At 56.4% G+C, this 22195-nt stretch carries 18 protein-coding genes and 1 riboswitch; of the genes, 13 read left to right on the top strand and 5 right to left on the bottom strand.

Going from position 1 to position 22195, the window contains the following annotated elements; genetic code table 11:
* Positions 1–196 precede the first annotated feature (196 nt).
* The 9 genes from HNI00_RS15285 (at position 197) to HNI00_RS15245 (ending at position 9488) form a co-directional block, all read left to right on the top strand.
* Positions 197–1606: a diaminopimelate decarboxylase family protein gene (locus HNI00_RS15285; RefSeq protein ID WP_316787450.1), complete on the top strand. Its 1410-nt coding sequence runs from the start codon at positions 197–199 to the stop codon at positions 1604–1606.
* 143 nt (positions 1607–1749) lie between these two features.
* Complete coding sequence (locus tag HNI00_RS15280) at positions 1750–3102, top strand: Rossmann-fold NAD(P)-binding domain-containing protein (protein WP_316787449.1); 1353 nt, start codon at positions 1750–1752, stop codon at positions 3100–3102.
* 363 nt (positions 3103–3465) lie between these two features.
* Positions 3466–4368: a fatty acid desaturase gene (locus tag HNI00_RS15275; RefSeq protein WP_316787448.1), complete on the top strand. Its 903-nt coding sequence runs from the start codon at positions 3466–3468 to the stop codon at positions 4366–4368.
* A gap of 183 nt (positions 4369–4551) precedes the next feature.
* The gene (locus tag HNI00_RS15270; protein WP_316787447.1) at positions 4552–5271 is read left to right on the top strand and encodes an SDR family oxidoreductase; all 720 of its coding nucleotides are present in this window, start codon (positions 4552–4554) and stop codon (positions 5269–5271) included.
* 280 nt (positions 5272–5551) lie between these two features.
* Positions 5552–8020, top strand: a complete 2469-nt coding sequence (locus tag HNI00_RS15265) for a dynamin family protein (RefSeq protein WP_316787446.1) — start codon at positions 5552–5554, stop codon at positions 8018–8020.
* A gap of 124 nt (positions 8021–8144) precedes the next feature.
* Positions 8145–8570: a KGK domain-containing protein gene (locus tag HNI00_RS15260; protein ID WP_316787445.1), complete on the top strand. Its 426-nt coding sequence runs from the start codon at positions 8145–8147 to the stop codon at positions 8568–8570.
* 12 nt (positions 8571–8582) lie between these two features.
* Positions 8583–8861 carry a KGK domain-containing protein gene (locus HNI00_RS15255; protein WP_316787444.1) on the top strand — a complete coding sequence of 93 codons (279 nt, stop codon included), beginning with the start codon at positions 8583–8585 and terminating at the stop codon, positions 8859–8861.
* Between the two features lie 24 nt (positions 8862–8885).
* Positions 8886–9233 (top strand): KGK domain-containing protein, encoded by a 348-nt coding sequence (locus HNI00_RS15250; RefSeq protein ID WP_316787443.1) that lies wholly within the window; start codon positions 8886–8888, stop codon positions 9231–9233.
* Between the two features lie 12 nt (positions 9234–9245).
* Entirely contained in the window at positions 9246–9488 is a 243-nt protein-coding gene (locus tag HNI00_RS15245) for an HNH endonuclease (protein WP_316787442.1), read from the top strand.
* 140 nt (positions 9489–9628) lie between these two features.
* Here the strand turns inward: HNI00_RS15245 and HNI00_RS15240 are convergent, their stop codons facing one another.
* Positions 9629–10795 (bottom strand): FtsW/RodA/SpoVE family cell cycle protein, encoded by a 1167-nt coding sequence (locus tag HNI00_RS15240; protein WP_420156371.1) that lies wholly within the window; start codon positions 10793–10795, stop codon positions 9629–9631.
* 387 nt (positions 10796–11182) lie between these two features.
* On the opposite strand from HNI00_RS15240, the gene HNI00_RS15235 reads away from it, so the two are divergent.
* The 4 genes from HNI00_RS15235 to HNI00_RS15220 all read left to right on the top strand — a co-directional run bounded on the left by HNI00_RS15235 (position 11183) and on the right by HNI00_RS15220 (position 17421).
* Complete coding sequence (locus HNI00_RS15235) at positions 11183–13123, top strand: ABC-F family ATP-binding cassette domain-containing protein (RefSeq protein WP_316787440.1); 1941 nt, start codon at positions 11183–11185, stop codon at positions 13121–13123.
* A gap of 291 nt (positions 13124–13414) precedes the next feature.
* Positions 13415–13635: riboswitch (cobalamin riboswitch) on the top strand.
* 909 nt (positions 13636–14544) lie between these two features.
* Positions 14545–15030: a hypothetical protein gene (locus tag HNI00_RS15230; RefSeq protein ID WP_316787439.1), complete on the top strand. Its 486-nt coding sequence runs from the start codon at positions 14545–14547 to the stop codon at positions 15028–15030.
* A 75-nt stretch (positions 15031–15105) separates the two neighbouring features.
* Positions 15106–15933: an acyl-CoA desaturase gene (locus HNI00_RS15225; protein WP_316787438.1), complete on the top strand. Its 828-nt coding sequence runs from the start codon at positions 15106–15108 to the stop codon at positions 15931–15933.
* A 180-nt stretch (positions 15934–16113) separates the two neighbouring features.
* Complete coding sequence (locus tag HNI00_RS15220) at positions 16114–17421, top strand: class I SAM-dependent methyltransferase (protein ID WP_316787437.1); 1308 nt, start codon at positions 16114–16116, stop codon at positions 17419–17421.
* A gap of 159 nt (positions 17422–17580) precedes the next feature.
* Here the strand turns inward: HNI00_RS15220 and HNI00_RS15215 are convergent, their stop codons facing one another.
* The 4 genes from HNI00_RS15215 to HNI00_RS15200 all read right to left on the bottom strand — a co-directional run bounded on the left by HNI00_RS15215 (position 17581) and on the right by HNI00_RS15200 (position 22150).
* Complete coding sequence (locus HNI00_RS15215) at positions 17581–18234, bottom strand: DUF3611 family protein (protein ID WP_316787436.1); 654 nt, start codon at positions 18232–18234, stop codon at positions 17581–17583.
* 86 nt (positions 18235–18320) lie between these two features.
* Complete coding sequence (locus HNI00_RS15210; protein ID WP_316787435.1) at positions 18321–19139, bottom strand: CPBP family intramembrane glutamic endopeptidase; 819 nt, start codon at positions 19137–19139, stop codon at positions 18321–18323.
* Between the two features lie 30 nt (positions 19140–19169).
* On the bottom strand, positions 19170–20282 hold the full coding sequence (locus HNI00_RS15205) for a peptidylprolyl isomerase (RefSeq protein WP_316787434.1): 1113 nt from the start codon (positions 20280–20282) through the stop codon (positions 19170–19172).
* A gap of 143 nt (positions 20283–20425) precedes the next feature.
* Positions 20426–22150, bottom strand: coding sequence for a glycosyltransferase family 39 protein (locus HNI00_RS15200; protein WP_316787433.1), 1725 nt, complete (start codon positions 22148–22150; stop codon positions 20426–20428).
* Positions 22151–22195: the final 45 nt, after the last annotated feature.

Here is a 22195-nt window from a genome sequence, read left to right as displayed (position 1 = left end):
CGCCTCCAACCCTGCGGCATCTAGACAGAACCCTGCAAACGATTCATAATAAAAGCGAGTTTACAAATCTTAAGAAATAGTTAAGAATTCTCCTTTCCATAGATCCGGTTAGGTCGCTACGACTATTCACGACGACTCGCCTTCTGAATGCCCCATAGCACGCTTTAGAAGGCTTCCCATCGCTTGAGGACGATCGATGCCCGGATTGACCCTACCCCTTGCCCCCGCGCTGCCAAGCGCAGCCTTGCTGTCTCAGGCCGCCACCCAGTTTGGAGCGCCGCTTTATCTATACGACTTGGCGCTGATTGAGGCCCGATTTGCGGCTCTCAACCACAGCCTCCCCCAGAACTTTCGCCTGCACTACGCCCTCAAGGCAAACAGCAATCTTACCCTTTCGCACCTGCTGGCGCGGCGGGGCGCAGCCGCAGAGGTTAGCTCTCTGGGTGAATTCATCGCCGCACTGAAGTCGGGCTATCCTGCTGAGGAAACGGTCTTCACGGGCCCTGGAAAAACCAATTATGAACTGGCTGAGGCCCTCAATTACCATATCGGGCTGATTGTTGTAGAGTCGGCCAATGAAGCGCGACGGCTGAACCAGATAGCGGCGGAGCAGGGAAAACAGCAGTCCATCCTGCTGCGAATTAACCCCCAGTTTCGCACGCTGAATAGCTGCGATTCTGGCTGCGCGATCGACGCGAAGACGAATAGCATTGTACACGCTGCCGAGAATCCCAACGCAGCCTCCGAAACTATCGAATCCGAAACTATCGAAACAATCTCTGAGACGAATGGCAGTCACAATGGCGACACGCTAAAACCCATTGCCATGAATGGGCAGGGTGCGAGTAAGTTTGGCGTAGATGAGGCGCAGGCAGCAGCCGAACTGTTGCAGATTCAGTCGCTTAGCCATGTGCGGCTTCAGGGAATTCATGTGTTCACCGAAAGCAATGTGCTGGATTATCGGCAACTGATTGATGCGTGGCAAAACACCGTGGCGATCGCCCATCGACTGCGATCCCAGGGATTTTGCATCGAGGTCATCGACTTTGGCGGCGGCATTGGCGTGCCCTACAACTCCGTAGATGCCGCGTTTGATGTGCCTGCGTTTGGGGCGGCCCTACAAGCCCTCTTTAGCCACGAGCCGTTTCATTTCATTTTGGAAATGGGGCGCTATCTCGTTTGTGAGGCAGGCATGTATTTGACAGAGGTGCTGGATATCAAGGAATCCCAGGGCAAGCGGTTTGCGATTCTCAACGGCGGCGTTCACCATCTCTACCGCACCCCCGCCATGCAAAATGCCAGCAAGTTTCTGCGCGTTCTGGGCAAAGAGTCATCCGACACAATGCCCACTACAATCGCGGGCCAGTTGCCAACGCCCATTGATGTGGTGGTGCGCGATGCGCTGCTGCCCGTGGACTTGGAAATTGGCGATCGCCTGGTCATCCGCAACTGCGGCGCTTACGGCTTCAATCATTCGCTGACAAACTTTGCACTGCACCCCGCCCCCGCAGAGGTCGCCATCTGGGGCGATCGCCTGGAGCTAATCCGCGCCCGCAGCCGCTACGAGGACTTCTTCCAGCATCAGCGATTAGTCCAGTTTGATTAATCCAGTTTGATTAATCCAGTTTCAAGTCTTGGGGTTGAAACCGCCGAGTTAATTCTTCGCTCGACTCTACCGAACGCTTTGCAGGTCTAATTCTGCACTTGGCTGTGCAAAATGCTGTGTAATGAACTGATTCAAAAGGTGTCATGACTGATCCAAGCTATGTAACAATTGGCATTCGTCGAGAGAACGAAGCACGCAAGTTTGAAGCCAGAGTGCCGCTGGTTCCATCTGATGTGCAGCGATTGAAGAAACAGTTGGGCGATCGCGTTCGGTTTATCGTGCAGCCAGCACAACTGCGGGCGTTCTCTGATGCTGAATTTGCAGCAGCAGGAGCCGTGATTCAGGAAGATCTATCCGAGGCAGAGATTATCTGTTGCGTCAAAGAGCTTTACCCAGAGCAACTGCTGGATGGCAAAACGTATCTGGTGTTTGCCCATGTAATCAAGGGGCAGCCCGACAATATGCCCCTGCTGCAACAACTGCTCGATCGCCGCATGACGCTGATCGACTACGAATGCATCACCGATGAAGAAGGGCGGCGGACAGTATTTTTTGGGCGATCGGCCGGGCAGACGGGCATGTTTGAAACGCTGAGGGCCTTTGGGCAGCGCTGCGTGGCGTTGGGCAAGCCCTGCGTGTTTGCAGAACTGAAGCCTGTGTATGAGTATGCAAATTTGGCCGAGGCAACGGCGCATTTGCGGACACTGGGCGATCGCCTCCAGCAAGATCCGGCGCTGCTGGGCGTGACGGACTATCCGCTGGTGGTGGCGATCGCCGGATTGGGCAACGTTGGCCAGGGCGCGATGGAGATTTTGCAACTGCTGTCGCCGCAAATCGTTTCTGCGGAGGCGTTGCCCGCGCTGTTTGCCTCTGGTCGCACAGGGCTGTTTCAGTGCCCCCTGCGAAAGCCCGACACGCTCCGCAATGGGGACGGTCTTTTCGACAGTGCCGAGTATGCAACCTTCCCTGAGCGCTACAGCAGCCGCATCCCCGATTTATTACCTTACTTATCCATCTTGCTAAATTGTGTCTTCTGGGCCCCGCAATATCCGCGCATTCTGCCCCACGACGCATTTCAAGCCGCATGGCGACGTGGCAATCATCGTCTGCAAGTTGTTGGAGATCTGAGCTGCGATCCGCCTGCGGGCAGCGTCGCCTGTACGGTGCAATCGGGTGATTTATACAAGCCAGTGTTTGGCTATGACCCGATCTCGCGGGCAGTGCTAGAGCCATTTCCTGAACAGGGGATCACCGTGATGGCAGTGGACAATCTATCGGCTGGCTTGCCCCACGATGCCTCCGTTGCCTTTAGCGAAATGCTGCGCGATTGGATTCCACCGCTGGTTGCTGCAAAGCGGTGCGGGGATAACTGGGTGGCGGCACTTCCCCTGGCCCTGCTGCGGGCCACCGTGACGCATCAAGGCCAGTTAATGAAGGGTTTCCAGCGGTTGCAGCCTGATCTAGAACGGTACGGTTCCGTGGCGCAGCCCGTATAGCGTCTGGAAATCCTAGCCCGCGATCGCCCGTGAAGATTTCTTGCCTTCTAGCGTGCGATCGCTGCTCATTTTCGTTTGCACTCGTTCATCCTGATCACCTTCTCTGACTTGACAAACATCCTGATTTTTCAGGCTTCTTTTGCGTGAAAACTTGATTCTTCTTGATGTACCCTCCTAGTGTTCTAAAACTTTCCTAGAAAACTCCTGCCGAATGTTTTCTAGATATCATCGGAAGCGCTTTAGCTAATTCTAAAATTGAGGTTAAGTTTTATTAAGCGCTCCCTATCATATTCATCGTTGATACGACTCAGCTTTTCAATTCTGGATTCCTTCTGAATCTTCTCGTCCGACGGAGTACGTATCGTGACCCTATCTGTTTCTACTGCAAGCTTTCTGAAAAAGCTGGCGATTTACGGAGCGATCGCCGCTGTCACTATCCCCTGCATCCTCCTGTTCCCATTCCCATTCAAACTACCGTTCCAATTCGTGCTGGGCGTGATGTTTGCCCACGGGGTCGAGCTTTCTCACGAAATGATTCACCAGAAGCATTTTGGGCGACAATGGGGCGGGGCGATCGGCTTCCTGCTGGGGCTACCGATGGGGGTGGAGTTTACCCGCTACAGCCTCACCCACAGCTACCATCACCGGGCCGTAGGCACGCCCGAAGACGAAGAATCTTTTTCCTATGACTTTGGCAAGCTGAGCGCACCGCTGAGCTTTTTGCTGCACTTGTCTATGCTGAGTCACTACTGCACGGTGGCTCGCAGTTTGCTGAGTTCCCTATTGGGTCATGAAGCCGCGATTCGGACTAGTATGGGCCCGGCAGGCACAACAGCACCCCGCTGGGCGATCGCCAACGTGATGCGCGGCTATCGAGTCATGGCCCTGCTGCTGTTTGGCATGGGGCTGATCACGGCTGTTCTGCAAACGCCTGTGTTTGTTCATCTCTGGCTTGTGCCGCTGCTGTTTGCGGGCCCCGTTCATGCGCTGATCGAACTGCCGGAACACTGGGGCTGTCAGCGAGATACTACAGACATGATGGCTAATACACGCACGATCTTACCGAGCCGCTTTGCCGACTGGCTGACCAATGGCAACTGCTGGCACGTCGAACACCACTACAAGCCTGCCCTGCCAATGGCCGACCTCCCCAAGCTGCATGAGGCGATCGCCCCCCAGATCAAGTATCTGAACTTGGGCTATGGCGAGTTTTATCACGAGTTTTTCACCGAACTATGGAGATCGCCAGTTGCCCCCACTGACTGAAGCCTATCGCAATCTTGGTCGCCTGACATTTCGCCAAGCAGTGAGGGACTGGGTTGAACGACAGATAGAACAAAAGTCAGCACAGGATTAAACCGGGTAATCCAATTTTTTAGAGCCTTGTGTGTGATTTTTTGTGTCTGGCAGCGGTATAGACTTAGGATATCTCTGGAAACGTAAGAGCGAATGCAAAGACGAATTGCTATTACAGGCGTTGGGCAGGGGTTAGGGCGATCGCTCGCGCATCGGTTCATCACGCTGGGGCATACGGTCTGTGGCTGTGATCTGGATGGAGGGGCGATCGCCCAGTTGCAGCAGCAATACGCCGCCCCGCATCAGTTTCAGAGCGACCCGTTTCAAAGCCGCCTGTTTCAGAGCCACCTGTTTCAGAGCGTGGACGTAACCCGACCAGATCAGGTAAATGCCTGGGCGGAATCGATCCTAGAGCAGGGCGCACCAGATTTGCTGATCAATAATGCGGGCTATACGCCGCCGATGGCCGCCTTTTGGGACTTGCCTGCTGTCGAGTTTGACCGGACGCTGGCGGTCAACGTGCAGGGAGTTGTCAATGTGCTGCGGGCGTTTCTTCCGGCAATGGTGGCGCAGCAGCGGGGCATTATCGTGAACCTGAGCGCCCGCTGGGGCCGACAGGGAGCCGCCAACGCTGCTGCCTATTGCGCCAGCAAGTGGGCCATCGAGGGGCTAACCCAGGCGATCGCCCTGGAACTGCCTGCTGGCATGGCGGCGGTCACCTTTTCGCCCGGAGCCGTCCACACCCACGCGCTGGAAGTGGTTTATGGTGCAGAAAAGGCTGCGACCTATCCCAGTCCCGATGAATGGGCAGAGCAGGCGGCCGAAACCCTGCTGGCGATCGCCCCAGAGCAAAACGGTCAAGCCCTGCCCTGAACGCCAACTCCTGCCGCCAACTCCTGCCGTCAGCTCAAACATTTCAAGCATTTAAAGATTCAGGACTTGCACACTTGCGATCAGTTTTCTGGGTTTTGGAGGATGTCTCGCGGGCTGCGTCTGTGAGACATCCTCCAACTGTGTAAGACCTAAGATTTTCTGGCAAACACCGTGATTTCCGAAGTGTGGCAATCCGAACTGATCGGGTTGCGAAGCGTTGCGAAATGGGAATCCTGTCGTTGGAATCCACCTATGTACCAATTACTGGATTGTCACAGCTATGACTGCTCCTTCACCCCAGGGCCAATCGCTACAAGTCCCGGTTACTCGTTTGATGGAACTGCTGCGCCAAGAGCCAGCGCTGCGATCGCACCTCGACACGACTCAGGCCGAAGCGTCGCTGGCAAAGGCGATCGCCCCTACGTTTGAAATCGTCTTTGCAGGAGCCTTCAGCGCCGGAAAATCCATGCTGATCAACGCGCTGCTGGAGCGCGAATTGCTCTATAGCGCCGAAGGTCACGCGACCGGAACGGAATGCCGGATTGCCTACGCCGAAGCGGGCCAGGAGCGCGTCGTGCTGACCTTCATGAGCGAGGCAGAAATCCGCGAACAGGCAGCGGCGCTGTGCCAGCGGCTAGGCGTGACGGCTCCGGCAGACATTCGCCAGCCCGATGTGGTCAGCCTGCTGCAAGGGCTGTGCCGCGACGTGATTGCCACCGAAGGCGGCGAGAGCAAGTCGGAACGGGCTAAGCAGGCCAGTGCGCTGAATTACCTACTGGAAGGGTTTGTCGCCAATGGCGATCGCATCCACCCGACGCAAAACCAGACCTATTCGATGGAGCAGTTCCAGTTTGCCACGCTCCAGGAAGCCGCCGCCTACGCCCGCCGGGGAGCCAATAGCGCCGTCCTCAAGCGGATTGAATACTACTGCCATCATCCGCTGCTGCAAGACGGAAACGTGCTGGTGGACACGCCGGGAATCGATGCGCCCGTAAAGCGCGATGCGGAACTGACCTACCGCAAGATCGAAAATCCCGATACATCCGCCGTGGTGTGCGTGCTGAAGCCTGCTGCTGCGGGCGACATGACTAGCGAAGAAACGGAACTGCTGGAGACGACCCGCAGTAATCCTGGCGTGCGCGATCGCGTCTTTTATGTGTTCAACCGGATTGACGAAACCTGGTACAACACGCAGCTTCGCCAGCGGCTCGATCGCCTCGTGCAGGAGCAGTTTCAGGACACCAACCGGATCTATCGCACCAGCGCCCTTTTGGGGTTCTATGGCAGCCAGATTCGCCACACCAGCGCGGGCGATCGCTACGGATTGGATTCCCTCTTTGCCGACAGCATTCGCATCAGCGGGGAAATTGAAGACACGCCGCAATTCGTGAATGAATTCAACCGCTACTGCGCCAACTCTGGCAAACTGCCTGCCGATCGCTTTCGCATTGACGTGCGGAGCTATGAATCGCCCAATGAAAACTACGTGCGAATCCTGAACGAACAGGGGCGATCGCTGATTGAGCAGTTGATTCACGATAGCGGGATTGAAACCTTTCGCAACGCCATCACGCGCTATCTGACCGAAGAGAAGCGTCCCCAACTCCTCGCTACGCTAGCAGACGACTTGCAGCCCCTCTGCATCGCCCTCCGCAAAGCCTATCTGGACGCATGGCAGCATATCGGCAGCCAGCCCCGCGACCTAGAGGGCATCAAGGCAATGGAATTGCGCCAGCTCAGCCACGACCTGAAGCGCGTTGGCGAAGCCTTTCAGCAGGATATCGAAGCTTCGGTGAATGAAGCCGTTGCCAGCAGCCTCAACACTGCCTTTGAAGACGATTTCAAACGCCTCAAAGCCCGCATGGTCAGCCGCTTGGACGAACTGCTGCAAACCTTTTCCGTCAGCCAGGTGCATCGTCAGGCGCAAGCCAGCCACAAGCGCAATTCCGTCGTGCCCCTGTCGGGCATTCTGGCAGAGGCATTCTACTACCTGGCAAACGGGCTAGAAGAAGTGCTGGTGGAATCGTCGCAAGACCTGATGGGGCGCTTCTTTCAGCGGCTGATCGACCGGGTGCGCCAGCAGGACTATTACCGCGATTTGTATCGACTGCTGGGCAACGACGGCGGCATCGAGCAGGCCCTGCGCCGACTGCGCGACCAGGCGACTCTGGCGCTGGAAAACGAGGCCAAGACGGAGTGCGATCGCTACGTGCGGGAACGTCCAGAGTTCTACACCGAGGGCACTTGCTCCATCTGGCAACTGCGGCAAACGCTGCAACAGGCCTGTCGCGGCTACGACTACCAGACCATGATCGAGGCGGAACCCGCGATTCGCCAACTGCTCAAGCTCGACTTTGAGCAAAAGGTGAAGGACACCATCACCCGTACCTTCCGCCAGACGATTAACCAAACGCTGAATACGCACCTGCTGCCCAGCGCCCAGCAGCAGGCAGACCACATCCTCCAGCAATACGACGCGGCCCGCGCCTATCTGGCCCGCGTGCTGGAAAAGGAAGCCGAGGAAAAAATCCGCCAGCTCGATCGCCAAAAGGCAGACCTGGAGCAGCACATCACTGCCTACAACGAGGCGATCGCCACGTTCAATCAGCATCTAGAAACCATGCAGCTTGATCGCAAGGCGTTGCCCAGTATTAGCGAGGCAGATCTGGTCATTTTGCCCGCCGAGGAACCCGCCGAGACGCTGGAAACACCGGAAATCGCGACAGTAGAAGAAGGGGCGATCGCCTAATTTCAGCACCTTGGGAAACCCGGTCGTTCTCAACGGGCGATCGGGTTCCCTGCCTGCTTGCGGGATAGGGCGATCGCCCTTTCGGGCACACTAGATGTCGATCTTTGAAATGCTAGGAGTATCTATGTCAAACCACGAGTTTCTATCCGATTTCAGCAACGAGGATATTCTTTTATTTCATCCCTCAGAATCTCAAGAACCTTTGCCACCATCCATGATGAAGCTTGGTCGCTTTCGGAGCGGGATGCAAGAGTTGTTTGAAGAGGATTTGAATCTCGAACACCATGTTTGCAGTTTCTTAGAAAAGAAAAGAATCCAGACCTTCGTAGCACCAAGCAGAGAAGTGGATACTTGTTGGTTTGGCGAAGGTATTGCTTGTGAGGTTCTAAAGCTTGGCGAAAGCCAATGGAGGACTGGGAAGATTCGGATTCGCGTCTCTGTTGAGTTTTGCCCAGACGAGTTGCAAGCAAATGATGTGGAACATGAAGATATAGAGTCCTCTTTTCCACTAGATGAGATTCGCCGCGAGGAGTTTCACTATCCAAATTGAACCTCACTGCAAGTGCGGCAGGCTTTGTGCGCTAGCCAACTGGCTTTTTGTGACAAGCTTGCCTCCGAGATGAACATAGATTCCCGTGATGCTTCTGGCTCTTGGTTCGATCAAGGGGTTGAGTGTGAGATTCTCAAGCTTGGTTCTAGTGAATGGCAGAAGGGTCGGCTGAAAATTCGAGTAAGCATTGAGTTTTGCCCTGATGAGCCTGAAGAGAGCAAAGAGCTATCTGAAGAAGGCGAATTATCTTTTCCGCTCGATGAGCTTCGTCGTGAGGAGATGCACTGCTAAAGTCTCGATTTCCTTGAGGTATTCATGAGTCAAAATTCTACACCCATCCATTTGGATCAACACTCTGTAGTCTCCCTTGCGGACTCAAACTTTCCCTTTATCTCTGTTAAAACTTTCAAGATAGCTGAAGCCTATGAAGGGATGAAGACTTATTTTGGGAGAGGCGATGCATGGCTTTTTGAAGGATTAGAATGTGAAGTGTTAGTTCCGGGCAAGACCTGGAGAAAGGGCAAGGTTAGAATCTGCTTTGAGTTTTGTCCAGAAGATGATGAGGACGAAGAAAACATCAGTGAAAAGGATTTTGGGCATAAAGAAACTGCTGATGAGGTAGCAGTTGAGTATCCACTAGACGAAGTTCGTCAGACAATTTGAGCGAGACGATATATGGACAAAACGCCACGGATACGGATTCCGTCGGAGGTGCGGCGGTATGTGATGGAGCGCGATCGCCATCAATGCAACCACTGCGGCGCGGGGCCACACCAGGCAGAACTGACGGTTGATCACATCATTCCGCTGGCGCAGGGTGGGGCAAACGACCTGAGCAACCTGCAAGTGCTGTGTCGGCGGTGCAACTCGTCCAAGCGGCATGGATTTGACACGAAGCGCGATCGCCGGATGGTTTGATCCAGAGCAATGCCTATGGGCAGCAGGTAATCGCAGGATAGCCTCACACAGGTATCTCACACAGGTATCTCACACGGATATCTCATACAGATATCTCACACAGATATTTAGAGAGACAGGAAATTTCTGTTGATAAAGCGTCAGAGCGGTTTTCGTTTGCGCTTTGGGATGGGTTGTAGTGACGAGCGATCGCCCCCAAACCTGCGCCCCTGGCCCAGCGACACCACCGCAGCGCTGCTGCTTTCCCGTGCCACCCGCACCAGCAGCGCCGCCGACACTAGGCTGGCGATGACGGAACTGCCGCCATAGCTAAAGAAGGGGAACGGTAGCCCGGTGGTGGGCAGCGCTCCCGTGGCCACGCCAATATTCAGCAGCGATTGCCCCACCAGCAGCACCACCACGCCGATCGCCACTAGTTGATGAATTGGGCTTTTGGCCTTTAGCGCCACCCGCAGCCCCAGTGCCGCGAAGGAACCCAGCAGCAGCAGCAGCAATAGCCCGCCCAAAAACCCAAATTCCTCGGCATAGACCGCAAAGATAAAGTCGGTGTAGTGAATCGGCAGGTAAAACAGCTTTTGCTGCGACAGCCCGAAGCCCGTGCCCGTGAGGCCGCCAGAGCCGACAGCCAGCAAGCTCTGAATCAACTGGTAGCCGTTTTGGGCGGGGTCTGCCCAGGGATTGAGAAACGACACGATGCGATCGCGCTGATAGTCGCGCAGGCTGACGCTGAGAACGGCGGCACTCAGCCCGGCGATCGCCGTGCCACCCAGGTATCGCCAGGGCAGCCCAGCCGCCAGCGCCATCAGCCACAGCAGCATTCCGCACAGCGCCGTCGTACTCAGGTTGGGCTGGAGCAAGATGCTGGCCAGCAGCAGCATGAAAATGCCCAGCCAGGTAAACCGCACCCGCCACGATAGCCGATCCCATCGCCCAAAAATCCGCGCCCCTTGCAACACCAGAAATGGCTTGATCAATTCCGATGGCTGCAAAATCGGCAATGGCCCGATCGCCAGCCAGCGACTCGCGCCGTTGACCGTTGTACCAAATCCGGGAACCAGGGTTAGAAGAATCAGCCCCAAGCAGATCAGCATCAGCAGATCCGCCATGCCCAGCACAAACCGCAGCGGCGTACTGACCAACAGGCTAAAGCCCAGCAGCCCAATGCACCCATACAAAACCTGGCGCTGAATATAATAAAGCCCGTTGCCATGCTCGGTATCGGCGATCGCGTAGGAGGCAGAAAACAGCACCGCCAGCCCCAGACCCAGCCACAAAAACGTCAGCCAGCGCAACATCCGCGCCTCCATCGCCCAGGTATCGACTGGCGTACTTTCCCAGGGCAGCGCAGACGACCCAGAAGGGCGATCGCCCGACTCCGGCGATTTCTGGGGCGGCTCGATGATTGGCTGCACAGCCGAGGGCATCGGCGCAGACTGCACCGGACGGCGACTTTTCCCAATACTTCTCACGCGGCGGCTCATATCGCGGCGACTCGTAAAACGATTCACAAATAACGATTTACAAATAACGATTCACAAACGCAGATTCACAGACGCAGACTCACAAATCCAGGCTCACGAATCCAGACGGAGCAAGCAAACAGCTATCATAAACCAGACTGCCTCTAACCCTAGCGCAACTTTCCCGGTGCGTTAAAACAAAATCCCTGCTGACCCCACTCTCGGATTCCCAAGATGGCTATCTTCAATGTGCGATCGCTCCGCAAAGACTTCGGCATCAAGGAAATTCTCCGGGATGCCAGCTTTAGCTTGGAGGAAGGCGACAAGGTAGGGCTGATCGGTACCAACGGGTCGGGCAAGTCTACTCTGCTGAAAATGCTGGCGGGGCTGGAACCAGCAGACGGCGGCGAGATCTGGCGCAACTCCGGCGCAAAGGTGGTATACCTGCCGCAGCAGCCCGCCGTGGATGAGAATCGCACGGTGCTGGAGCAGGTGTTTGCAGACTGTGGCGAACAGATGGCGCTGGTGCGCGAGTATGAAGATTTGTCGGACAAGCTAGCGCACGGACACGGCGACCCCGACGTGCTAATGGCGAAACTCTCCAGTGTGTCGCAGAAAATCGAAATGGCCAACGCCTGGGAGCTAGAAACCCAGGCTAAGGTGATCCTCAGTAAGCTGGGCATTCAGGACTTTGAGGCGCGGGTGGGCGACCTGTCGGGTGGATATCGCCGCAGAATTGCGATCGCCACTGCTCTGCTCTCCGACCCCGACGCGCTGCTGATCGACGAACCCACCAACCATCTCGACGCGCTCTCGGTGGAATGGCTCCAGGATTATCTCCAGCGCTTTCGCGGCGCGATTTTGCTGATTACGCACGATCGCTACTTTCTCGATCGCGTCACCAATCGCATCTTGGAAATCGATCGGGGCGACCTCTACGCCTACGCGGGCAACTACAGCTACTACCTGACCAAAAAGGCCGAAGCCGAAGAATCGGCCGCCAGCAGCCAGCGCAAACATGCCGGAGTCTTGCGGCGCGAGCTGGAGTGGCTGAAGCGCGGCCCCAAAGCCCGCAGCACCAAGCAAAAAGCCCGCATCCAGCGGATTCAGGACATGCAGGCGCAGGAATTCAAACAGGCCCAGGGCAAGGTCGATATCACCACCGCCGGCCGTCGCATCGGCAAAAAGGTCATCGAACTCACGAATATTTCTAAGGCCTACGGCGACCGGGTGCTGATCAAAGACTTTACCCACAGCTTCAACCCGGAAGATCGGATCGGCATCATTGGCGGCAACGGCGCGGGCAAATCTACCCTGATGAATATCATCACCGGGCGCGTGTCGCCGGATAGTGGCACGGTGGACATTGGCTCCACGATCCACATCGGCTATTTCGATCAGCACTCCGAAGACCTGGAAATCAACGAAAATCAGCGGGTGATAGATTACCTGAAAGGCGTGGCGGAACTGGTGAAAACAGCGGATGGCAGCGTCATCACTGCGTCGCAAATGCTGGAGCGCTTCCTGTTTTCACCCAACCAGCAGTATGCACCCATTAACAAGCTCTCCGGTGGCGAAAAGCGCAGGCTATTTTTGCTGAAGGTGCTGATGGGTGCGCCCAATGTGCTGATTTTGGACGAGCCGACCAACGACCTGGACGTGCAAACGCTGGCAGTGCTGGAGGAGTACCTGGAGGATTTCAACGGATGTGCGATCGCCGTTTCGCACGATCGCTACTTTCTCGATCGCGTGGTGGACGTAATTTTCGCGCTAGAACCGGGCGGCACGATTCGTCAATATCCCGGCAACTACACCACCTATCTGGAATACCTGGAGCGGCAAAAGCAGGAAGCCACCGCCGAAGCGCCCAAATCTGCTCCCAAAGTAGCCGCGAAGCCTACAACTTCTGAGTCCGCAAGCACGGTCAATTCCTCTAGCAGCGCCACCAAGCCACGCAAGCTGTCTTTCAAAGAAAAGCGCGAATATGAAACCCTGGAGGCGAAAATTCCCGCCTTAGAAGCGGAACGGGATGCGCTAGAACAGCAGCTTTATGATCAGCCGCCTGCTGACTTTACGGAAATGCAGCAGTTGACAGAAAAGCTGGCCAGCCTGACGACCGAAATCGATGCCGCCACAGAGCGCTGGCTGGAGCTAGCCGAACTGATTGACGCTTAGGACATTTTTAAGGAATGCCTACTGTAAGATGCTTGCTGTAAAACGCCTCTTTTGTTGGAACGTCTTTAGAACACCTTTAGAACGTCTTTAGAACACCTTTAGAACACCTTTAGAACACCTTTAGAATGCCCTCGAAGCACTATCCCTAGCGTTCCGTCGTGGCTGAACCATGCTATGCTCAAGGGTGGAGTTGGCGCAAAGCCGTGTTTCCTCGATGCATTCTGGATGGATTGCCTGTCAGATAGATGCCATCGCTCTGTTTCCATCGGTCTGTTTCAAGGAACCATGTTCTGTCCGCTGCTCTGCTTCGGTTCTGGTGGGGATCAGCCACCAGACGCAAGGGGGAAAGTTCGGTGCAAATCCGACGCTGTCCCGCAACTGTGATGAGCGCAACCGCACGGGACGCTTGACCCTCTGTTTGCCAGGTTCTTGGGCAAGGCAGATTTGTCAGTTCTTTAGTCTGAGCGCGTCGCCTCTGAGTCAGGATGCCCGCCGATAGCACCACCTGATGATTCATCTGCGAGGCATAGATGGTTTCAAGTTTAATTTTTTTGGGACGCGATCCGGGGCGATCGCCCACTTCGTTTTACTCCTTTCAGGCTGCTCGATCCTTTGAAATATCTGAACCAAACGCGGCAGATTTGCTGGAATTTTCTCCAGATGTTTGACCACGGGGATCAAAGAAAACTGCCAGACTCCTTTAGTTCGGCGGTCAGCTCAGCATTTCACCGATTAGAGCTTCAGCATGGGCATGATTTGCATGTCAATGTTTTCGCATCGCTGGGATTTGCGTCTTCAGCAAATCTTCAGCAAATAGGGTGGCTAGATCCCTCGACTGCTGACCCAATTGGCTGAGCTTTTTCTTGATGATCTAGCGATTCAAAATTGCCTCAGAAATACGCTTGAAACTTCTTTTCTAAAATCTCGTCTAGCTGATGAGCCGTGGGAAAAGAAGGCTTCAAGTAATGCTCTGTCTGGTGCGACCGCAGCAGTGAGGCTTTGCAGCGAAATTTTGCGGATTTGCACATCTGTTGGTTAGGTTTCTGATTGGCTAATTTGAGGTTTTATCGCTGTTATAGAATCCCCGATTTTGAGGATTCTTTACAGTTGATTAGTCCTCTGTTATTAGTCGAATGTTATTAGCTGAATCGGATGTGAGAAATTCTCAAAATAACCTTACAAAATCGCGTGGAGATTGCATCTGAAAACGAGTGCATCCCACTTTTGTAACCCTCACCCTAAATCCCTCTCCCAGAGCGGGAGAGGGACTTTGAATCCAGCCCCCCTTCTCCCGTTTTGGGAGAAGGGGTTGGGGGATGAGGGCGAATTTGCATAACTGGGATGCACCCTCTGAAAACTGCGTAGGTGCGATCAGGCGTGATCAATTATTTGACCTTTTTGAGTGTTTGACGAGAAGCGGCATGAATGCAAAGGATTGTGTTTGGCAGGGCCTTTTGGGCTACTGGCAAAACTTGTTTATTCACCAAAATATGCTGGCGCTGGGCTATCGGGCTTGGCATGGCTATATCAGCCAAGGGCGTGGGCTGCTGGCCTGTCGAGTGGCGATCGCCCAGCCCCACACGGTGGATTGGAGTATCACAACGGTTCCCTTTTCGGCGCAGTTTATTGCTCAGGCAGCGGTGCCAGAGTTTCTGCGATCGCTGGCAGCGGAAGATCGGTCAATCCAGCCAGACTTTCTGGACGAAGCGGCGATCGCCCTGCTGATGGAGGCGATCGCCCAGCATGACCCGACCCAATCCATCGTGCTGCTGATCGAGAACAACGGCACGGTCGATATCAACCTGCTTCAGCACTTGGCGATTTCTCCGGCAGACTGCTATCGCCAGGTCGAGCAGCGTTGGGACGAGTTTCAGCCCTATCTGACCGCGTTCCATCGGATGGATTAGCACCCGATTACCCGATTCTCCACACCCGATTTCTCTACATTTTTCCTACCGGCGCAAGCCAGGAGTTTATTCTGCATGACCGATGCCCATTTCAATGTGCCGCGTCCCCGCTGGGACGTGATTAGCTTCACTCTGTTTTTGCATCTGGCTGCTTTGCTAGCTTTTGTGCCGGCCTTTTTTAGCTGGTCGGCCGTAGCGCTGGCGGTCTTCTTGCACTTTGTCACCATTGGGCTGGGCATTTCTCTCGGCTTCCATCGGCTTGCTACCCATCGCAGCCTGAAGGTGCCGCAATGGCTGGAGTACTTTTTGATTATCTGCGGCACGCTGGCGGGTCAGGGCGCAGTCAAGGGCTGGGTCGGCTATCACCGGATGCACCACCTGCACTCGGACGAGGCCGGCGACCCCCACGACTCTAGCCTGGGCTTTTGGTGGTGCCACATCGGCTGGCTGATGCATCAAGTGCCGAGCCAGCCTCAGCTTGCTCGCTACACCAAAGACATTGCCGGTGACCCGGTTTATCGCTTTTGCCATCGCAACTACATCTGGATGCAGGTGGCGCTGGCGGTGCTGCTCTACGTGCTGGGCGGGATGCCGTTCCTGGTGTGGGGGATTTTTGTGCGACTGTTTGTGGGCTTCCACAGCACTTTCTTTGTCAACAGTGCCTGTCACATGGTGGGCTATCGGACGTATCAGACGGGCGATCGCGCGACAAACTGCTGGTGGGTGGCGCTGCTCACCTTTGGCGAAGGCTGGCACAATAACCACCATGCGTTCCAGTCCTCGGCTCAGTTTGGGCAGCGTTGGTGGGAGATTGACGTGGCCTGGCTGGTGATTCTCGCCCTGCAAGCGGTGGGGCTGGCGACTCAGGTAAAAACCATGCCCGCTTTCAAAACAAATCGATAGGAAAGAACTGACGTAGCGAGATCCCCAACCCCCCTTAATAAGGGGGCTTCTAGCATTCTCCCCTTGAAGAGGCGGGCTAGGGGTATCGGCGTTTTATGACTCCCCTGCAAACGTCCTAGTCGGCAATTTTTTCGCAAACTCTCACAAGCTCTCACAAAACTGTTTCTTGCAGGTATTTGTATGACAAAACCCGTTTCTTCGGTCGAACGTCAGACCTCGCAGCCAGATGCAGCGACTCGTTCAGACGCGACAGGGGCGATCGCCGACTGGAGCAAGCTGCCCAGCGGAGAGCGCTATCTCTACCAGCTTTTTAGCTTGATCGATGCTGCCGACTTTACGGTGGTCAACCCAACGGGGCAGGAGTTTCGCTTTGGACAGGTGGGCGCATCGGAGCCGCTGCGGCTGATCATCCACCATCCCGGCACTTACGATCGCGTCCTGTCTTTTGGCACGCTGGGCTTTTGCGAAGCCTACATGGACGGCTGGTGGGATGAAGCGAACCACAACCTGGTAGAACTCATTGGGCTGTTTTATCGCAACAATGTCTATTCCAAAGCCAGCCGCAAGGTGACGCTGCCGCTGCTGTTCAAGGTGCTAACCCAGCGCTTGAAAACCGTGCCCGTGTTGATTCAAAACAGCCGCAAAAACGTGCAGCATCACTACGACCTGGGCAACGACTTTTACCAGCTATTTCTCGACCCGACGCTCACCTATTCCTGTGGCTATCGCCGCCACGAGAGCGACTCGTTGGAAACCATGCAGTTGCAAAAATATGAGCTGATTTGCAAAAAGCTGGGGTTAAAATCTGGTGAAACCCTGGTGGATATCGGTTGCGGCTGGGGTGGCATGTTGATCTACGCGGCGGAGCGCTACGGCGTGTCGGGAACGGGCATTACCCTCAGCGTGGAGCAGGCGAAACTGGCGCAGGAGCGGATCGAGCAGCGCGGATTGGGCGATCGCCTCACGATTAAAATTGCCGACTATCGGGAGTTTCACGGCCAATTCGACAAGTTCGTCAGCATTGGTATGTTTGAGCATGTCGGCAAGGGCAGCTTTGCCACCTTTATGCAGCAGGCCAACGCGCTGCTGAAGCCAGGGGGTGCTGGGCTGCTGCACACTATCGTCACCCAGAGCAACGAGCGCAACGGAGCCTGGGTGGACAAGTATATCTTTCCTGGCGGCTATGCGCCCCAACTGCATGAGCTGACCCAGGAGCTATGGGCGGCCAAGCTCTCTGTCGCCCATTGTGAAAACCTCAAGCCCCACTATGCCGAAACGATGAAGCGCTGGGCCGAAAACCTTGTCCGCAACCGAGACACTATCGCCGCCTTGGGCGACACCTACGACGAGAAATTTCTGCGAATGTGGTATCTCTACCTGCAATCCTTTGAGGCCTCGTTTCGCTACGGCAGTCTGCATGTCTATCAACTGCTGTTCTACAAGGGCAAGCCCTGGCCGCTGCCTATGCCGCTCGATTTTAGCTGGTGATGATTGTGCAGTGGGGTTTGCTTAGCTCAGCTTGGGCGATGACGGTAGCCTGGAAGTCGGGCGATCGCCCAAATTCCGCCAAGTCATCGGCTCAACACCAAAGCCCAACACCAAAGCCCAACACCCAGGCTCGACACCCAGGCTCGACACCAAACGCTTCTAGCTGCGGCTCATCACGCGCAGCAGCCAGAGCGAGGCGACGATGCCGATAAAGTGAGCCATGTTGATGTTGGTCGTCGCCAGCACCAGCAGCATATCCAGCGGATTCACAAAGCGGGCAGCACCGCCGGAAAAAATGGCAAACCCCTGGGCCGATGCCTTGATCACCAGCGACCCGATAATAGCCTGTGCGCCTAGAAACGTGAGCAGCATTCCTGCCAGATTGATCATTAGCCCCACGCGCAAAAGCTGAAATGCCTCGCCGCGCTTGGGGCGCACCCGCGTATCGGCGGTCTGGAGGCGGCGACCGAGTCGGGCATAGCGAAAGGCCCAGAAGACGCTAGCAGCTAGGGCAATTAGTCCCAGCATCGAGAAAAATGCACCCGTACCCGTTTCGGTCGAGGTAGGCGAGGGCATGCCGGGGGTCGTGGTGGTGGCGGCGGCGGTCAGCCCGAAACTCGCAAAAATCAGCGACCCAGCCGAGATTACCCCCGGCACAAGCTGCGCCCAAAAGCTAATCCAGCCCGTGCGCCGAAACGCCAGCGCCACTCGCTGCACCGCAGGCGGCAAGCTGTAGGAAGACTCGATGCGGCTAGACTGGCTGGGTCGGCTAGATCGGCTGGAGATGGGGCGATCGCTATAGCTTTCTGGCATGTCTGGGCGGGGGTAAGGGTGTCCCTGGGGTTTCGTCTATTGTATCGGGTGGGTGGGGCGATGAGGAGACGCGGTAGCGGGGAGGATTATTTAGAAGATTGATGAAAAACGCGCGATCGCACGCTGAGCGCCAGCCCGCCCAGACAGAGAAACCCCAGCACGCCGGCCAGGGGATTTTGGTTAATGCCCGTCATCCATTCGGGTGCTTGCCCGGTGTAGCGAATCAACGCGCCGACATTCACCAAATAATAGCCCCAGACCATGCCGCCGTGTAGCCCAATCGACAGGCCCAGTCGCCCGGTTTGCCGCTTCGCCCATACCAGCAGCAGCCCCAGCAGCACCAGCCCAAAAAACTGGGGCGCGGTAGCTACCACCTCATTTAGCGGGCGGATAAAGTGCAACACGGCAAAGGTCAGTGCGTTGACCCAGAGCGCTGTACGGGGGGCATAGTCGCGCTCCAGTTCATCCAGCAGCCAGCCGCGAAAGACGGTTTCTTCCGCCAGCCCATAGCCCAGACCCACCCCCAGCCCTTCCAGCAAAAGGCGCGGAATGGGAACGGCGGGCGATCGCCAGGTGGCCCAGCCCAACCCGTTCATGAGGACAAATAAAAACAGGAGGCTGCAAAAGCCCATGCCCAGCCCTTGCAGCAGGTCTCGACCCATTGCCCGCGTCCCCACCAGACCATAGGGCGCGAACCCGCCCCGCTGCCCATAGACCCAGCGCCCCCACGCCCACAGCAGCCCAAAAAACAGCCCAAACAGCACGGGCATTACCAAAATGCTGATGGTATTTGCGTCGTCTACAAGGGCATAGACCAGCGCGACATAGGGCAGCCATAGGCCCAACAGCACCAGCAACAGACTGCCAATGCGGAGCGGAACGGGGAGGTGGGCGAGGCGGCGCAAGGGGAGGTTTCGGCCCGGCGGGCTGGGGGATTACGGTTCTACCAAATTCTCTAAGCCCGAAATCACTTTCATCGACTGGATCGCGTCACCTGCCTTCAGTTTTTCCAGCACTTCTTTGCCTTCGACGACGTAGCCGAAGATGGAGTAGCGGCCGTCTAGCAGGTTTAGCCCAGCAGGGGTGAGTTCGGGTTCAAACAGGAAGAAGAAGAACTGAGAGGAGCCACCGTTGGGGTCGCTGTCGGGGTGGGCCATGCCGAGGGCACCAAAGGCAGAGAAGGGCAGCACGGGCTGATCCAGATAGCGCCCCGCGTCCTCCAGCGTAATGCCGTAGGTGGGGGCTTTGTCGCCCTGCACCATCACTTCCAGGGGAATCTTGCGCTCTTGCTTGGTTTTGGGGTCAATGAAGCCGTCTTCGGGCCCTGGCGGATCGCCAATTTGCAGCACGTAGAAGTCTTCAGCGCGGGTGAACTTTAGCCCGTCGTAGAAACCACGCTGGACGAGATCGACAAAGTTGCCTGCTGTGACCGGAGCATTGTAGCCATCCACCACGGCCACCATATCGCCCTTGTCGGTTTTGATGCTGATGGTGGCGCGTCCCTTGAGCTGGGGTAGGTTGCTGTATTCTTCCGGCACTTCGTAGGGGAACTGGGCGACCATGAGTTCTTCGAGCTGCCCCACCATGTCGAGCAGTTCGGAGCGCTTTTCCCACAGGGCAGCTTTGTTGTTTTCTTCGACGGCACTCCGCATGGCGTTGATGCCCATTTCTAGCTGGGTAATCAGCAGCCCAGCCGCCGCTTGGCGATCGGCTGGCACGCTGGCCAGCAGTTCCTTTTGCTTCGTGTTTAGAATTCGCTCCATCTGCGACAGCTTGGGGTTGATAGCGTTGAGGCTGGTGCGGCTGATGCGGAGGGGCGTAGACAAATCTTCGAGCAGCGTTTGCAACTGGCGCACGGGCTTGTTGCTAATCGGCAGGGCGTAGCGCAAAATGGCGCGGCCGTCGGTGATGGCGTTGCCCTGGGGGAGGGCGATCGCCGCTAAGTTGCTATAGGCGGCTCCCCATCCCACCAGCAGCAGCGTCATGAGCAGAGAAACGGCTCCGGCCTTTAGCCAGCGGGTGAAGGAACGCTTGGGCAGTTGAATCATGGTTCTGCAAGAGCAACAACAGGAATCGGCTTCCTGTCTGATTTTGCCATAGCGCGGGCCGCGTGGCGGGGTTGAATTGGGGAGCAGGGGAGGGGGATGGATACACCCCACAAAAACGCCATCATGCCATTCCGCCATCCCACTCAGCGACAGCGATACAGGTCGTAGCTATAGCCATTGATCCAGATTTTGCGAATCTCCTGCGCGGCGCAGTCCGGCTGGTTCACGTTTTCAGAAGCGTGCCAGTTGACGAGCCACAGGTCGAACGGGCGCGGCACCTGGTTTAGCACCTGGTTCAGCGTGGCAGCGGGGGTGAACGAGTTCTTTTCGCCGTGCGCCAGGATAAACCGGGGCAGCGTGTAGGGGCTGGCATCGGGCGCAAGCAAGAACTCGCGGGCAAGCCCCATCATTTCGCCCGTCTGCACATGGGTTTGGTGGTCGGTGGCGACGAGGATGGGGGCTTCGGTATATTGCCGCATCTGGGCCGCCAGTTGCTCAGGTCGGTAATACTTTTCATAGCCCAGGTTCACTGCCACCGAGAGGGCGCTGAGAAAACCCAGAAATAGGATGCCCAAAACCGCTGTTTTCCCTGTTTTGGGAAACTGGTGGCGGGGGGCATACCAGCGGCGCGAAGTCCAGGGAGGCGGTGTCGTTGCCTCATCGACCAGGCCGCCTCGGTTCCACAGCGTCGCCAATGCCATGCCCAGCAGCGCCAGCACTGCTGGAAAGTAGATGAAGTTGTAGCGTGCGCCCCGCGTCACGTCGCGCCCCAGCCCGTAGGTAATCAGCGTCATCACGGCGATGCCGCCCAGCACCAGCCCACCCAGCAGCACCACCGCCCAGCGCGTTTGGGGATTGGCGAGCAGCATTTTGAAACTGCGAACCAGCAGCGGCACAACCCATATGAGAAAGGCAATCATAACCACGGCCGCTACGGCCGCCAGCGGCAAAAAGTCTGCCTCCAGCGGCAGCAAGATTACCATCACGACCCAGGCCGCAAGGAACTGAAAAATGGGGTTTAGCCACATTAACAGGTCGCTGCGGTCGTAAAAGATCCACTCGGTGAGGGGGCTGGTTTGCGATCTGGCCAGTTCGGGCAGCCAGACGAGGCAGGCCGCAAGAGAGAGGAAGGCAACCGCAAGGAGTTGGGGATTGAGAAAGGATGAGATGGGGTGAGCATGGCGGTGGGCAGGAGCCTGGAAGCGCCAGAAAAAGAGGAGGGCGATCGCCTCACTCAGCAAACTCAGCATGACAAAGTAGTGAACCGCTACACCCAGCGCATTTACCGCCACCCACCCAGCACACAGCCAGAGCGGAATCGGCTGTCTTGCCTGCATCTTGCGGACAGCAACCACTAGACAGCAGAAAGACAGCGTAATCAGCAGCAGTGCCAGCGTGTAGTGGCGGGCATCCTGCGCCAGAAATACTGCATAGGGCGACACCGCATACAGAATTGCAGATAGATTTGCCGCCAAGCGCGATCGCCCTGCCAGCCAGCCCAGCCCGTAGATGGCAGGAACCGTGAGGATAGCAAACACCACCGAGAGCGATCGCCCTGCCCACACACTGACAATCCCCTGCGGCAGCGCCGGAAACAGCTTCAGCCAGAAATGCGACAGCAAAAAATACATCGGCGGGTGCGTACTCTCGCTCATGAGATAGCGCACCACGTCCTGCGGCGTGCCCTCTGGCTCCAGGCGCAGCGGCGACAGCAGCAGCTCCGACGAAATCACCTGATCCAGCGGCACCGTGTGAAAACTGTGCCCCAGGCTAAACACCAGCGTCGAAAACTCATCCGTCCAAGGCGGCTTGCCGCTCAAATACGCAAACCGCACCAACGCCGCCAGCGCTATCCAAAAGAGCAGCATCGCCCAAGGGCGGCCTGCAAACCAATCTCTTAGCCCTTTACTCAC

The sequence above is a fragment of the Thermoleptolyngbya oregonensis NK1-22 genome (genome assembly GCF_032705245.1).
GTDB lineage: Bacteria > Cyanobacteriota > Cyanobacteriia > Elainellales > Elainellaceae > Thermoleptolyngbya > Thermoleptolyngbya sichuanensis.
The sequence above is the reverse complement of the archived record's forward strand: the minus strand, read 5'-3'. Positions and strand labels throughout refer to the sequence as shown.